This window comes from uncultured Henriciella sp. (assembly GCF_964005855.1).
GTDB lineage: Bacteria > Pseudomonadota > Alphaproteobacteria > Caulobacterales > Hyphomonadaceae > Henriciella.
In genome coordinates this window covers 96,550-109,352 of the sequence record NZ_CAXFSW010000002.1, presented here as the reverse complement: position 1 = coordinate 109,352, position 12,803 = coordinate 96,550, and the positions used below count along the sequence as shown (strand labels likewise).

Annotated in this window: 14 protein-coding genes; 5 read left to right on the top strand and 9 right to left on the bottom strand. The window is 63.4% G+C overall.

The window, feature by feature from the left end; genetic code table 11:
• The first annotated feature begins 4 nt into the window (after positions 1-4).
• Positions 5-301, top strand: coding sequence for a YciI family protein (locus tag ABNU55_RS03585; protein ID WP_290754767.1), 297 nt, complete (start codon positions 5-7; stop codon positions 299-301).
• A 10-nt stretch (positions 302-311) separates the two neighbouring features.
• Entirely contained in the window at positions 312-989 is a 678-nt protein-coding gene (locus tag ABNU55_RS03580) for a glutathione S-transferase (RefSeq protein WP_290758040.1), read from the top strand.
• Here ABNU55_RS03580 and ABNU55_RS03575 read toward each other — a convergent pair.
• The 6 genes from ABNU55_RS03575 to ABNU55_RS03550 form a co-directional block, all read right to left on the bottom strand.
• Complete coding sequence (locus ABNU55_RS03575; protein WP_290754762.1) at positions 967-1,782, bottom strand: sulfotransferase family protein; 816 nt, start codon at positions 1,780-1,782, stop codon at positions 967-969. The two genes, ABNU55_RS03580 and ABNU55_RS03575, sit on opposite strands and share 23 nt — an antisense overlap.
• A gap of 42 nt (positions 1,783-1,824) precedes the next feature.
• A complete protein-coding gene (locus ABNU55_RS03570) occupies positions 1,825-2,358 on the bottom strand; it encodes a TerB family tellurite resistance protein (protein ID WP_290754761.1) in 534 nt (177 codons plus the stop codon).
• Between the two features lie 76 nt (positions 2,359-2,434).
• A complete protein-coding gene (locus tag ABNU55_RS03565; protein WP_290754760.1) occupies positions 2,435-4,741 on the bottom strand; it encodes a PQQ-dependent dehydrogenase, methanol/ethanol family in 2,307 nt (768 codons plus the stop codon).
• 114 nt (positions 4,742-4,855) lie between these two features.
• Positions 4,856-5,740 (bottom strand): orotidine-5'-phosphate decarboxylase, encoded by an 885-nt coding sequence (gene pyrF / locus ABNU55_RS03560; RefSeq protein ID WP_290758038.1) that lies wholly within the window; start codon positions 5,738-5,740, stop codon positions 4,856-4,858.
• A complete protein-coding gene (locus ABNU55_RS03555) occupies positions 5,737-6,588 on the bottom strand; it encodes a S1C family serine protease (RefSeq protein ID WP_290751039.1) in 852 nt (283 codons plus the stop codon). Before ABNU55_RS03555 ends, pyrF begins: the two co-directional genes overlap by 4 nt.
• A 22-nt stretch (positions 6,589-6,610) precedes the next feature.
• Entirely contained in the window at positions 6,611-7,042 is a 432-nt protein-coding gene (locus tag ABNU55_RS03550) for a DUF350 domain-containing protein (protein ID WP_290751037.1), read from the bottom strand.
• Between the two features lie 77 nt (positions 7,043-7,119).
• Between ABNU55_RS03550 and ABNU55_RS03545 the strand changes: the two genes are divergently transcribed.
• Positions 7,120-7,905, top strand: a complete 786-nt coding sequence (locus ABNU55_RS03545) for a 3-hydroxybutyrate dehydrogenase (protein WP_290751035.1) — start codon at positions 7,120-7,122, stop codon at positions 7,903-7,905.
• Between the two features lie 23 nt (positions 7,906-7,928).
• Here ABNU55_RS03545 and ABNU55_RS03540 read toward each other — a convergent pair whose 3' ends face one another.
• The 3 genes from ABNU55_RS03540 to ABNU55_RS03530 are packed head-to-tail and all read right to left on the bottom strand — an operon-like array spanning position 7,929 to position 10,908.
• The gene (locus ABNU55_RS03540) at positions 7,929-9,200 is read right to left on the bottom strand and encodes an HlyC/CorC family transporter (RefSeq protein ID WP_290751033.1); all 1,272 of its coding nucleotides are present in this window, start codon (positions 9,198-9,200) and stop codon (positions 7,929-7,931) included.
• 3 nt (positions 9,201-9,203) lie between these two features.
• Positions 9,204-10,334 (bottom strand): 3-dehydroquinate synthase, encoded by a 1,131-nt coding sequence (aroB, locus tag ABNU55_RS03535; RefSeq protein ID WP_290751031.1) that lies wholly within the window; start codon positions 10,332-10,334, stop codon positions 9,204-9,206.
• The gene (locus tag ABNU55_RS03530; RefSeq protein ID WP_290751030.1) at positions 10,327-10,908 is read right to left on the bottom strand and encodes a shikimate kinase; all 582 of its coding nucleotides are present in this window, start codon (positions 10,906-10,908) and stop codon (positions 10,327-10,329) included. The genes aroB and ABNU55_RS03530 overlap by 8 nt, the downstream gene beginning before the upstream one ends.
• A gap of 93 nt (positions 10,909-11,001) precedes the next feature.
• Here ABNU55_RS03530 and ABNU55_RS03525 point away from each other — a divergent pair, with 93 nt between their 5' ends.
• Together ABNU55_RS03525 and ABNU55_RS03520 are read left to right on the top strand one after the other, a co-directional pair.
• Positions 11,002-11,136: a hypothetical protein gene (locus tag ABNU55_RS03525; protein WP_290751028.1), complete on the top strand. Its 135-nt coding sequence runs from the start codon at positions 11,002-11,004 to the stop codon at positions 11,134-11,136.
• A complete protein-coding gene (locus ABNU55_RS03520; RefSeq protein ID WP_290751026.1) occupies positions 11,126-12,802 on the top strand; it encodes a hypothetical protein in 1,677 nt (558 codons plus the stop codon). Before ABNU55_RS03525 ends, ABNU55_RS03520 begins: the two co-directional genes overlap by 11 nt.
• Position 12,803 lies beyond the last annotated feature (1 nt).

The following is a 12,803-nucleotide window of genomic DNA, read 5'->3' as shown; positions in this document are numbered from 1 at the left end:
GACAATGGCGCAGTTTCTGATCAATGCCCGTGACAAGGCGGGCGCGCTTTCCGTTCGCATGGAGAACCGGCCGGCCCACCTGGAGTGGGCAAAAGAATATGCGGACAGGATCCTTATGGGGGGGCCGGTTCTGGCAGAGGACGGGGAGACGTTTGCAGGCTCCACCTTCGTGGTGGAGTTCGACACGCTGGCCGATGCGAAGGCATGGGCGCAAGCAGACCCCTATGCCAGGGCAGGCCTGTTCGAGACGGTGGAAATCCGCCCCTTCAAATGGCTGCTTGGCGGCGGAAAGCCGGACTGAGGACGCGGGAATGCGAAAATTCGTGAGCGGTAATCTCAACTATTCGAGCTGGTCGATCCGCGCCCTGCTGATGGTGCGCCATCTGAAGCTGGACGTTGAGGAAGAGATCGTCCCGCTCGATTTTCCCGATACCACCGCGCGGCTGGCAGAGATCAGCCCGACGCGGAAGGTGCCACTCCTTCTCTGGGACGATGAGACGGTGTGGGATTCGCTCGCCATCATCGAATGGCTGGCCGACCGGTTTCCCGATGCGGGCGTGTGGCCGCAGGACAGCAAGGCGCGCGGCCGGGCAAGGGCAATCTCCGCCGAGATGCATTCGGGCTTTCCGGACCTGCGCCGCGCGTGCCCGATGGACATCCGCTCCCGTCATGGCCGGCCGGAGATGACGGAGGCGCTGGCCAATGACATTTCCCGCGTCGACGATATCTGGTGTGAGGCGCTGGAGGCGTCTGGCGGGCCTTATCTTTTCGGCGAATGGAGCGCGGCCGACGCGGTCTATGCGCCCGTGGTGACGCGTTTCCAGACCTATGACCTGCCGCGGACAAATACCGCTCAGGCCTATATGGTCGCCGTCCTCTCGCACCCGCTGATGGTGAAGCTTGCCGCTGAGGCCGCCGCAGAGCCCTGGTGGATCAGATATGACGCCTCGGGCCGCAGCGCGGGCTTCATGCCTTCGGCAGATGCATGAGGTCGTAGCCGAGATCGTGCCGGAAGAGAGCGTCCACACGTTCGCGGTAGATGTCGAGCGCCTCGCCTGAGAACTGTTCTTCCAGCGGGGTCTTGCGGAACTGAAGGACATTGGCTTCGGCGGCCGGGTCGACCTTCTTGGCCATGGCTTCCTTTGTTCCCGCCTTCAGGGCTGCGTCGAGCGCCTTCGATGTGAGACTGATCTGCCAGTGGGCGGCCATGCCGCCGAGAATGGCGCGCGGATTGGCGCGCGTGTCCTCATAATGGACGCGGTATATCCGGTCGCCAGCCTTTTCCAGGAGGTCGCCCCAACGGTTCCAGAAACGTGCGAGCCAGTAAACATCGCAGCGATAGGCTGAGCCGGAAGGATCGCCGCGCAGATAGTCCAGCCAGTCGACATTCAGCTCATGATTCCACTTGGCGTGGTGGCTGGCGAGGATGCTCATCGGGTGGCGCACGAAGAGGACATAGGGCGGCAGGCCGGCAAGGCCGCGCGCAAAGCTCCAGTCCGCAAGCTTGTGCGGAATGGTGTGGCTGAAGGCGAGGCGCGGCAGTTCCGGAAAGGTTGGCTTGTCCTTCGGCCAGCCGATATAGGGGCGCACCGCATCCTCTGAGAAATACTGCGGGCGCGGCACGCCATAGGTCTCCGCCAGCGCGACGGCAAACATGTACTTGACCCAGTGGGTGCCGGAATTCTTCGAGGTGACCAGAACCCCGTCAAAGGCCCGGTGACGCAGGATGGAGAAGTTTCCCCAATTATCCTTGCGGACCCGTTTTTCGTAAGCGTCGCTCATGATGTCGTTTCTATCTTGCCGGGGCAGGGGCTGCCAAGCGGTTCAGTTCAGACCGGCGCGATTGCGCCAGATCTGGATGAGGTCGCGTTCGGCGCTGGACACTTTTCCATCTGCCACGGCGACGTTTTCAAGCATGCTGGACAGGTCGTCATAATCCTTCATCGTCATATCCGGCGCCGCCAGGACGACGCGGCTCATCTGCTCGACGATTTTCCTTGAGGCGGGGGCCTGACGGGTCAGCCAGGCGGCATGTGCCAGGAGCTGCTCGGCCTGATCGGGCGTGAAGCCGAAATGATCGATCATCTCGGCGCGGATGGCGGCGTCGCGCTTGTCGCTGATGGTCCCGCCCGGCGTGCGGGCGACTTCGAGCATCATGATTGCTGCAGCCTCGCGTGGATCGTGGACCGCGGCGAGGCCGGTGCGGCGTCCATGGCTCGGCGCGGGGAGGCGGCGGCGCCCGGCCGCCTTTCTTGCGGCATTGTAGCCATGGCGGGCCGCGCCGGTAATCATCCGCAGGCGCCAGTACCAGACGGCAATGAAGGTGAGGACGCCGACAAGCGCGAGCAGGATATGCATGAAAAAACTCCCCGGCGGGTCCTGCCGGGGAGTTTAGGTTTTTCAGATCAGGAAATGAAGCGCGTAAACGCTGCGGCTATTGAGCCGGGTCAGGTGTTTCCATTTCCGGCTGGGCCTCCTGTCCGGGCTCGACCTCATCCATGCCGGGACCGATAGGTTCATCGGACGGCGCGGGCGGCTCGTCGCTGGCCCGGTTGAGGTGGGCCTGCGTGACGACATAGGCCCGGATCGCCTCAGCGTCCTCCGGTGTGATGACATCTTCGAAAGACACCATGCCATTTTCGGAAAGGGCGCCGCCGATCACCACATTATTCCACGCGTCGGCGTCTGCTGTGTAGGTGGACCAGCGAAGATCCGGCAGGACGCCGGAGCTGATGCCCAGCGTCCCGTGGCAGACCGCGCAGTTGCGCGAGAAGTGGATAAGGCCGGCCTGCAGCATCTCCTCGTCACCGAAGGGCTCTGCCTTGGGCGCCGGCTCGACGAGAAGGTCGGTGTTCAGAGGCGGGATTTCGGCGTCTCCGCCCAGTTTGAACGTGACGACCTTGCCGAGGGCCGGGGGCACAGCTTCACTGAACAGAAGGCCGGCCGCCAGGCCATAGGCATGGCCCCAGCCGGTCGTGATCGTGACATATTGCTCCCCGTCGACCTCATAGGTCATCGGACCGGAAAGCGCACCGGAATTGAGCTGATCGCTCCAGAGCTCCTCGCCGGTAGCTGCATCATAGGCGATGAGGTTGCCGTCGAGCTTGCCCTGGAAGACAAGTCCGCTGGCTGTCGACAGGATGCCACCATTCCAGCCGGCTTCATGCTCCACTTTCCACCGGGCTTCCTGCTTGACCGGATCCCAGGCCACGAGGGTGCCGCGGGCGGCCGCCCGCATGGCTTCAACTGTGCCTTCGGGATAGCGAAGCGGGATGCCGGCAGCGAAGTCCATGCCGGTATTCCACTTGGCAGGCTTGGACTTGAAGCGTGCGTCAGTGACGTAGGCCTGCCCAAGCTCCATTGCCGGGATATAGACCAGGCCAAGATCCGGATTCATCGCCATGGGGTGCCAGTTGTGCGCGCCATACGGGGCAGGCACCTGCACGAAGCCATTATAGGTCGCCGGGTCATTGTTGCGCGCTTCGGGATTCTCGATCGGACGGCCGTCCTCATCGAGGCCTTCAGCCCAGTTGATATTGGCGTAGGGATCACCGGAGATGAGCTCACCAGTCTTTGCGTCCACCACATAGAAGAAGCCGTTCTTGGGCGCCTGCATGGCTACATGGCGGGTCTCGCCATTCTCGCCAAGCGGGAGGTCGGCCAGCATGATGTGCTGGGTGGCGGTATAATCCCAATTGTCGCGCGGCGTGGTCTGGTAGTGCCAGTTATATTCACCCGTGTCGGCATCGACCGCGACGATGGAGGACACAAAGAGGTTGTCGCCATCGCTATTGGGGTCGCGGATGTCGGCATTCCAGGGCGAGCCATTGCCGACGCCGAAGATAACCTGGTCATTTTCGCGGTCATAGAGGATGGAGTCCCAGACCGTGCCGCCGCCGCCGTCGGTGACCCAGGCGCCATCATCGCCCCAGGTGTCGTTCGCAAGCTCTGCGAAGATGGCGTCGGAAGCGGCGCCGTCGGGCTCCTTGTTCGGGTTGGGAACAGTGTAGAAACGCCAGGCAAGGTCGCCGGTCTCTGCATCATAGGCCGAGAGATAGCCGCGCACGCCAAGTTCCGCGCCGCCATTGCCGATCAGGACATTGCCTTTGACGATGCGGGGCGCGCCGGTGATCGTATAGGGTTTGGACTGGTCGACCGTCGTTTCTTCCCAGACAAGGTCGCCCGTTTCGGCGTCGAGGGCCTGCAGGCGGCCATCAATGACGCCGACATAGACCTTGCCATCATAGACGGCGACGCCGCGATTGACGACGTCGCAGCAGGCTTTGACGCCGACGGATTTGTCTACTTCCGGGTCGTGCACCCAAAGCTCCTCGCCCGTTACGGGATCGAGCGCATAGACCACCGACCAGGAGGAGGTGAGGTACATGACCCCATCGACGACGATCGGTGTCGATTCAATGCCCCGGCCGGTCTTGAGGTCATAGGTCCAGGCTGGGGAAAGCTCGCTGATATTCTCCGGCGAGATGCCGGTGAGCGCCGAATGGCGCTGCTCGTCATAGGTGCCGTTATAGGTCAGCCACTCGGCAGGTGTCTCGCCGGCCTTGAGAAGGCGCTCCCCATCGACTGCTGCCGCGCCCATATCGGTCGCGCCGGTCGTATCGCTATCGGTTTCAGGTGGTTTGGGGGCTTCGACACGGGCGCCGTCGTCTGACGGTCCGCCACATGCCGCAAGCCAGAGTGCAGACAGCGCAGCTGCCCCGACAAGACGCACAGGTTTCATGATCCCTCCAGTGTTTCCTCAGAACTGGCCGATTATGTTTTTCTGGCCAGGATAGCCGCATGCTACGGCTTTCGACTGCCTTGTCGAGGCGGACGCAACGTCAGGTCAGACGCGTCAGGTCAGCTTCGTGGCGGCCGCCATGAGATCGGTCTGGGCCGCGTTGGTGGCGGCAATAATGGCCTGGCGCCAGTCCGCAAGGGAGCGGGCCTGTTGAGCCTCTGGCGGGAAGCTTACCGACCGCGAGGCGCTGACGACACCGCCGGCCAGTCTGCCGCCGCGAGGCACAAAGCCCGACAGGGCGTCGGCGGCGCTGGCGCCCTGCGCGCCATAGCCGGGGACGAGGAAAAGCGCATCGGGTGCAAGCGCGCGCAGGCGGCGGGCCTCGTCAGGACCGGTGGCGCCGGTCACCAGCATCAGACCGGACCAGCCGCTCTCGCCCTTCAGCCGTTCGATCATGGGGGCGAGAGCCTCGACCACACGCTCGAAGAGCGGGGCGCCTTCCAGTGATCTCGACTGGAAATCGGCTGAGCCGGGATTGGAGGTGCGGGCAAGCACGATGACGCCCTTGGCGTGCTCTTCAGCCGCGCGGACATGGGGCTCAAGCGTATCGAGACCCATATAGGGGTTCACGGTCAGGGCATCGCAGGGGAACGGCGCGTCGCTGGCGAGAAAGGCAGAGACATAGCCTTCTGCCGTTGAGCCGATATCGCCGCGTTTTGCGTCCATGAGCACGGTGAGCCCCGCCTCACGTGCGGCCTCGAGAATGGTGGCAAGCGCGCGCATGCCTTGCCAGCCATGACGCTCATAGAAGGCGGACTGGGGCTTGATGACACCGGCGCGGCCCTTGACCGCCTCAATCATGGCGAGGCCCCAGGCTTCAAGCCCTTCGGGGGTGTCGCCGCCGAAAAGGTCCGGTATGCGGCCCGCATGCGGGTCCAGACCGACACAGAGGGGACCGAATTCGTCGGTCGCGGCGATCAGACGGTCAGCAAAACTCATGACGCGCTTTCATTCCTTGCGGTGTCGTCCACCTGGCAAGCGACCTTCACAACTTGCAGGCTCTGGCGGACGCGGTCTGCCGAGCCGCCATAGGAATGAGGCTCGAAGGGAACGGGTCGTTCGCCCAGGGGAACCACATCCTGTTCGGCGAGGAAGGTGCGGATCGTTTCCGGCGAGGCGCTGTAGATGCGGCCGCGGCGGGGGCTTTCGGCAATGATGACGCCGCGCACCTTGCCGTCGGAATCATAAACCGGGCCGCCGCTAAGACCGCCCAGCGTGCCTTCAAGGTCAGATGTCCGGCCGGTTTCTGCCCAGGCCAGGACCGACTCCTCACCGGAATGCCGCCCGCGGGAAATGAGCCGTGAGCGCGAGATAAGCCGGCTGGCCGCTTCGCCGGGCCGCCCCTGCGGATAGCCGACATGATAGCCATAGGTGCCGACGCGCAGATCGTTGGAGATATCCAGCGCCACAGGAGTCATGCTGGGCGGCGCGTAGAGCAGGGCGAGATCATTGGTGTCCGAAATCGACACATCGCGAACGGGGAGATAGCGGTTAGGCGCTACAAGCAGGGAGACGTCGCTGCAGCCGTCCACGACATGGCGCGCCGTCATCCAGTAGCCATCTGCATTAATTGAAAAAGCTGTGCCGATGCCGTCGCGCGGCGCCTCCACGCGTACAAGCACCGCCTCATCGAAAGCCGATGGCGGCGGAAGGGTCGCACCTTCGCGTTCAACCGAGTCCGGGGTCGCGGGCGGCGCGTTCTGTTCGGGTGATATCGAGAACACACCGATGACGAGCGCTGCAAGCGCAAGCAGGTAAACCAGCCAGTCGGGGGTGTGTCTCAGCACGCGGTCAGGGCCTTCCTGTCGATCAGAAGCGTTGCAGGGCCGGGTCCCAGAGGCCGGCAGCGAGGAGCATGGCACTGGCGAGCTTTGTCCCGATGAGGACGATGGCCGCGCCAGCTTCGTCGGCCTGGATGCGCTTCGGCAGGTCCTTCAGCAGAAGATCGGTGAAGCGGTAGGCCAGCAATTGCAGGATCAGCGAGACGATACCCCAGAGCAGGAGGTCCGGCAATGAAACGCTGGAGGCCAGACAGGAGGCGAGCGGTATGGCGAGGCCGACGATTGCGCCCGAAAGCGCCAGGCCGGCTGTCCCGTTTCCGCCCCGGACGAGGGCCAGTTCCTTCCACGGGGTGAGGAGGATATATATCGCGACAGCGAGAATGAGCATGAGACCGGCGGTGCCGGTCCAGATCAGGAATGTCGGAAATCCTTCCTGGAAGGACTGAAAGACGGAACCCATGCGGGACCTCTACTATTTTGTTTCGACGGTCTGTCCTAAACAAGCGGGACAGGTCACTCAAGCAGAACGGATGCCACATGTTGCACACTGGAAAAACGGCCCTGGTCACTGGTTCAACCAGCGGTATCGGAAAGGCGGTCGCGCGGGGCTTTGCGCGCGAAGGCGCCAACGTCATCCTGAACGGGCTGGTCAAGCCCGGCGAAGATGAAAAGCTGATCGAGGAGTTCAGGTCCGAGTTCGATGTCGAGATCGGTTTTTCCGAGGCCGACCTCACCGATCCGCAGGCGATTGAAGGCCTGATCGGCTATGCGGTGCGCGATTTTGGCGGTGTCGACATCCTCGTCAACAATGCCGGCGTCCAGCATGTGGCGCCCATTGAGGCGTTTCCCGTCGATAAATGGGACCTCATCATCGGGCTCAATCTCAGTGCGGCCTTTCACACCACGCGCATGGTCATGGGGCCGATGAAAGAAAAGGGCTGGGGCCGGATCATCAATACGGCCAGCGCGCATGCACTTGTCGCATCTCCGTACAAGGCAGCCTATGTGGCGGCCAAGCATGGTATTGCGGGTCTTACCAAGGTAGTCGCCCTTGAGGGCGCCGAGCATGGGGTCCGCTGCAATGCGATCTGCCCGGGCTATGTCCATACCCCGCTGGTTGACGCGCAGATTGCTGATACGGCAAAGGCGCGCGGGATCAGTGAGGAGGAGGTCAAGCAGAACGTCCTGCTGGCGGCTCAGCCCACCAAGGAATTCGTGACGGTGGAACAGGTCGCCGACATGGCGGTCTTCCTGACCAGCCCGTCAGCCAATCAGATCAATGGCGCGCTGATGCAGATGGATGGTGGCTGGGTCGCGCAGTAGGCAGGCGAGCCGTCTCAGGGCAGCTATTCTTCGGCCGGCTCATCCGGGATCGGTGCGACGCGCAGGCCAGTGATCTGGTTACGGGTCTTGCGGATGATGTCGAAGCGGTGGCCGTGAAAGGCGAAGCGCTGGCCGGGTTCCGGAATGGTCTGGGCCTCGTGAATGACGAGGCCCGCGACGGTGACGGCTTCTTCGTCCGGCAGCTGCCAGCCCGTTGCGCGATTGAGGTCGCGGATGGTGACCCAGCCCTCGGTAATGACTGAGCCATCGGACTGCGGGCGGACGCCCTGAACCGGCACGTCATGCTCATCGCGGATGTCGCCCACAATCTCTTCAAGGATGTCTTCCAGCGTCAGCAGGCCCTGAAGCTCGCCATATTCATCGATGACGAGGGCGAAGTGATTGCGCTCTTTCAGAAAGAGGTCGAGCTGGTCCTGCAGCGGTGTCGTCTCCGGCACGAACCACGGCTCACGCAGGAGCTCCGTCATGTCGATGCCATCAATGTCGCCCTTCTGGGCAACGACGGCGCGCAGAAGATCCTTCACATGCAGGATGCCGGTAATCTCGTCATCGTCAGCATTGTAGAGGGGGATGCGCGTATGCGGGCTGTTCAGCGCCTGGCGGATGATCTCACCGGAGGGTGAATTGCTGTCGAGCATGGTGATGTTCTTGCGGTGGATCATCACCTCTTCGACCGTCATGTCCTTGAGATCGAGCGCGCCAACGAGGCGGTGGCGGTCGGTTTCGTCCATGCCGCCTTCTGAATGGTGATAGTCGATGGCGCCGCGAATTTCCTCTTCGGCGGTGAAGTCGGCGTCCGGGGCGCTCGCGCCCACCATGCGGAGGGTGAAGTTCACGATCGCCTGAATGATGATCACAATCCACGCAGCCGCGGCGACCAGCCAGGTGATCGGCTTGCTGACGGACATCGCCATACGATCGGCCCGCGTGATGGCATAGGTCTTCGGCAGGACCTCGGCAAAGACGAGGACGAGTATGGTCATCACCGCCGTCGCGACGGCAACGCCGGTCGCGCCAGGCAGGAGAGAGGCGAAAAGCGTCGTTGCCAGCGCCGAGGCGAGGATATTGACGAGATTGTTGCCAAGCAGGATCGCGCCGATCAGCCGCTCGCGGTCCGAAATAAGCGAATTCACAGCGGCCGCGCGCTTGTTTCCCTCACGCTCCAGCTGGTGCATGCGTGTGCGCGAGGCGGCGGTGAGGGCTGTTTCCGAGCCTGAAAAGAAAGCCGACATCCCGAGCAGGCAGAGGATGGCGATAAAGGTTCCGATGATCATGGCTTAGCTCCGCTGGAGCTCCTCTTCTAGAAACGCGCCTACATCGGCGAGATCGGCATCAGGCTGGATGAATGCCTTGCCGAGACCCCGGGCAAGGATGAGCGGCACGCGTCCGGCCCGGACTTTCTTGTCCTGCTTCATGGCTTCGGTCAGCGCGTGCGATGTGTAAGGTCCACCCGGCAAGCGGTTCAATTGTGTCACCAGACCTGACTTTTCAAGCAGGGCGGCGGCGCGCGCGGCATCGTCTGCGCTCATCAGGCCTTGCCGGGCCGAATAGCCAAGCGCAAGGGCCATGCCCGCGGCAACCGCCTCGCCATGGAGCAGTGAGGATCTGAAGCCGTTCACCGCCTCAAGCGCATGACCGAAGGTGTGACCGAGATTGAGAAGGGCACGCACGCCCGATTCGCGCTCATCCTCTGATACGATACGTGCCTTGGCGCGGCAGGAAATGGCGACCGCCTCTGCGAGGGCGGCTTTTTCGAGGCCGACCACATCGGATCCGTGGCTCTCCAGCCAGTCGAAAAACGCAGGATCGTCAATCAGGGCGTATTTCACCACCTCGGCATAGCCGGCGAGGCGTTCGCGCTCTGGCAGGGTGGAGAGGACGTCAGTATCTGCCAGCACCAGCGCGGGCTGGTAGAAGGCGCCGATCAGATTCTTTCCCTGTTCGGCATTCACGGCTGTCTTGCCGCCAACCGAACTGTCGACCTGGGCCAGCAGTGTGGTGGGAATCTGGACGAAGGTCATGCCGCGCTTCATCAGCGAGGCGGCCAGACCTGTGAGGTCCCCCACAATGCCACCGCCGAGAGCGACGAGCACATCGTCGCGGCCCGCCCCTTCGGATAGCAGCCAGTCCAGCACTTCACCGAGGACCGCCCAGCTCTTCGAGCCCTCGCCGCCGGAGACCGCCTTCAGCCGCATTTGCAGGCCTGCCTTGCTCAGGCTTTCCTCGAGTGGGCCGGCATAAATGCCTCCCACCGTGCCATCGGTCAGCACAAAGACCCGTGGCTGGCGCGTGAGCGGAGCGAGATAGCTGCCCGCTTGGCCAAGCAGGCCTGCGCCGATCTCGATATCATAGCTGCGCGTGCCGAGTTCGACGCGGACCTTGTGATGGGCTGCGATGGTTTCAGTCATGATGGGTCCTGCTCCACTCATCGAGCGCCTTGAGAATACTGTTCACCGTCGCGCGGTGCGGGCCTTCACGGCTCGTGACGACGATGTCGGCCTTCTCATAGATTGGGGCACGCTCATCGAGGAGACGGCTGAGAACGCCTTTTGGGTTGTCGGCTTTCAGCAGCGGCCTGTGCCCGCGCTTGGATACACGCCGCCACAGCGTTTCAAGGTCTGCATTCAGCCAGATCGTGATGGCGTGCTCACGCAGAAGGGTGCGCGTGTCGGGATTGAGATAGGCGCCGCCGCCTGTTGCCAGGACATGGGGCGGCTCGCTGAGAAGGCGCTCGAGCACACGTTGCTCGCCGCGGCGGAATTCGGCCTCGCCGTGCAGGGCGAAGATATCGGAGATGGAGAGACCTGCAGCTTTCTCGATCTCATCGTCGCTGTCATAGAACTGACGGCCAAGCGCATAGGCAAGCCGCCGGCCGACCGTCGACTTGCCCGCGCCCATCAGTCCAACGAGCGCAACAGTGCGGTTCGAAATGGTCTGCCCTATTCGTGCTGCGTTTGCGGTGTAACTACTCTTTGCGGTCATGGGCTTTTAAGCTCGCTCCTGACTGTCCTATACAGACTCAACGTCGACGAGCAACAAGTGCGGTGAAGCAGCCGCAAAAGAGGTCCTCCAAGAATGCGCAAATGGTTCATCCTGTTCGCTGTCCTGATCATCGGTGTCGTGGCTGCCCTCTGGTGGCTGGGAACCGAGGTCGATAATGCGCGCCCGGACGAGGGCGAAGTGCGGATGGAGATCGACAATGTCTTCTAGGCTCATCGCGCCGGTGCTGCTGGCAGGGGCGTTGAGCCTCACCGCGGGCGCGCAGATCCGTTCCAGCGGCATGGAGGATGTCAGCGGCTGGACCAGCAACCTGCTGGAGCGCGGCGAGACCGCGATCAGCGATCGGGTGTGGGCCTCGTCGGAAGCGGATTTCCTCCTTTCCCTCATGGAGGGTCTGAATATCGAGGAGATGACTGAGGCAGAACGTGAGCTTCTGAGCCGCCTGCTTCGTTCTCCATCGGCAAAACCGTCCGGCGAGGATGCAGATGCGCTTCAGGCAGAGCGTCTGCGGCTGCTGGAGGCGCTCGGCGAGCGCCGGGCCGTCGCCATGCTGGGCCGGCAGGTCGATGAGGTACCGGACGGCGTCGATGCCGATGCGATCATCGCGGATAACCGGCTCGCCGCCGGAGAGCTCGGCCTTGTCTGTGACCAGATGAACCCGGAAGCGGCGGAGAGGTTCTGGCTGGAGCTGCGCATTATCTGCGGGGTGGAGAGCGGCAATCTCGCCGAAGCAGAACTCGCGCTGGAGCTCGCGGCCGGTGAAGAAGGCGCGGACCCCTGGGTGACCGAGACGGCCATTGCGATCATTGCCGAGGCGGATGAGCGGCCCGAGGCCCGCTTCGGGTCCGGCCTGCAGGTCGCGCTTTCCCAGCTTGCCGAGCTGGAGGGAACAGCCGACGCGCTAGAGGCTGCGCGCCCTGACCTGGCCGCTGACTATGCCAATGACACGCGCAACCCGTTGGCGCTGCGCCTGGTGGCCGCGCGCAATGCGACCGGTGCTGGGCTGCTGGATTCGCCGCAATACCGTTCGCTCTATCTCGACTATGTAAATGTGCCGGCTTTTGAGCCCGAAACGCCAGCTGATGAAGCGCTCTACCTGCTGACGCAGGAGCCGCGCCCGATGAGCCAGCCGGCGCGTGACCTGCGCAATGAAGGCACGCTGGATATTGAGGACGAGGCTTTTGAACTCGGCCTGGATAGTCCGCAGGCATCGCTTGAGACGCGCCAGGCCGATGCGCTTGTCGCCGCGCTTGAGGCGGCGAGCGATAATGCAGTGGACTATCGCACCATGGCCGGGCTCTTCCAGGAGGACCTGAAATCATTCCCCGTGGATGCGGTCACGGCCTCGCAGGCGCTTGAATTTGCGAATGCCGCGCTGGCGCTGCAAAACGCGTCGCTGACAAATTTCTGGCTGGATGCCGCTGAAGACGCCGCGGGCGGCGCGAGCCGGCAGACGGCGCGTATGCGCGGGTACAGCATGGTGCTTTCGCGCGAACGCGACCGCGGCGCCGTAGAGGCTGTCGTTTCGCAGCTTGTCGGCGACGATGCCTCGCCGGAGGCTGAGGCAGACGCCCTCAAGCTGTTCTCGATCTGGGCGGGGTTCGATATCTCGCTGCCCGTGGCGGCGCGCAAGGCGCTGGTCGATGCCTCGGCTGATGAAGCCGGTACACCGGGCGGTGCGCTGGTCGCCATGGAGGCGGCTGCGCGCGGCGGCGCCCATGGCGAAGCGATCCTGCTTCTGCTGAATGCAACAGACGGCGCGCCGGGCGAGCTTTCGCCCATGACGCTGCAGGCGGTCATCTCGACCCTGAGGCGGTTCGGGGCAGAGGCCGACGCGCAGGCGCTCGCCCTGGAGGTTGCCGGCTTCCAGCCCTGAG

Coding starts and splice junctions, on each gene's coding strand:
- ABNU55_RS03550 (WP_290751037.1), bottom strand. CDS start 7,042: ATGGGTTCCGTCTTTCAGTCCTTCCAGGAAGGATTTCCGACATTCCTG.
- ABNU55_RS03580 (WP_290758040.1), top strand. CDS start 312: ATGCGAAAATTCGTGAGCGGTAATCTCAACTATTCGAGCTGGTCGATC.
- ABNU55_RS03575 (WP_290754762.1), bottom strand. CDS start 1,782: ATGAGCGACGCTTACGAAAAACGGGTCCGCAAGGATAATTGGGGAAAC.
- ABNU55_RS03540 (WP_290751033.1), bottom strand. CDS start 9,200: ATGATCATCGGAACCTTTATCGCCATCCTCTGCCTGCTCGGGATGTCG.
- ABNU55_RS03520 (WP_290751026.1), top strand. CDS start 11,126: ATGTCTTCTAGGCTCATCGCGCCGGTGCTGCTGGCAGGGGCGTTGAGC.
- ABNU55_RS03585 (WP_290754767.1), top strand. CDS start 5: ATGGCGCAGTTTCTGATCAATGCCCGTGACAAGGCGGGCGCGCTTTCC.
- pyrF (WP_290758038.1), bottom strand. CDS start 5,740: ATGAGTTTTGCTGACCGTCTGATCGCCGCGACCGACGAATTCGGTCCC.
- ABNU55_RS03570 (WP_290754761.1), bottom strand. CDS start 2,358: ATGCATATCCTGCTCGCGCTTGTCGGCGTCCTCACCTTCATTGCCGTC.
- ABNU55_RS03530 (WP_290751030.1), bottom strand. CDS start 10,908: ATGACCGCAAAGAGTAGTTACACCGCAAACGCAGCACGAATAGGGCAG.
- ABNU55_RS03545 (WP_290751035.1), top strand. CDS start 7,120: ATGTTGCACACTGGAAAAACGGCCCTGGTCACTGGTTCAACCAGCGGT.
- aroB (WP_290751031.1), bottom strand. CDS start 10,334: ATGACTGAAACCATCGCAGCCCATCACAAGGTCCGCGTCGAACTCGGC.
- ABNU55_RS03565 (WP_290754760.1), bottom strand. CDS start 4,741: ATGAAACCTGTGCGTCTTGTCGGGGCAGCTGCGCTGTCTGCACTCTGG.
- ABNU55_RS03525 (WP_290751028.1), top strand. CDS start 11,002: ATGCGCAAATGGTTCATCCTGTTCGCTGTCCTGATCATCGGTGTCGTG.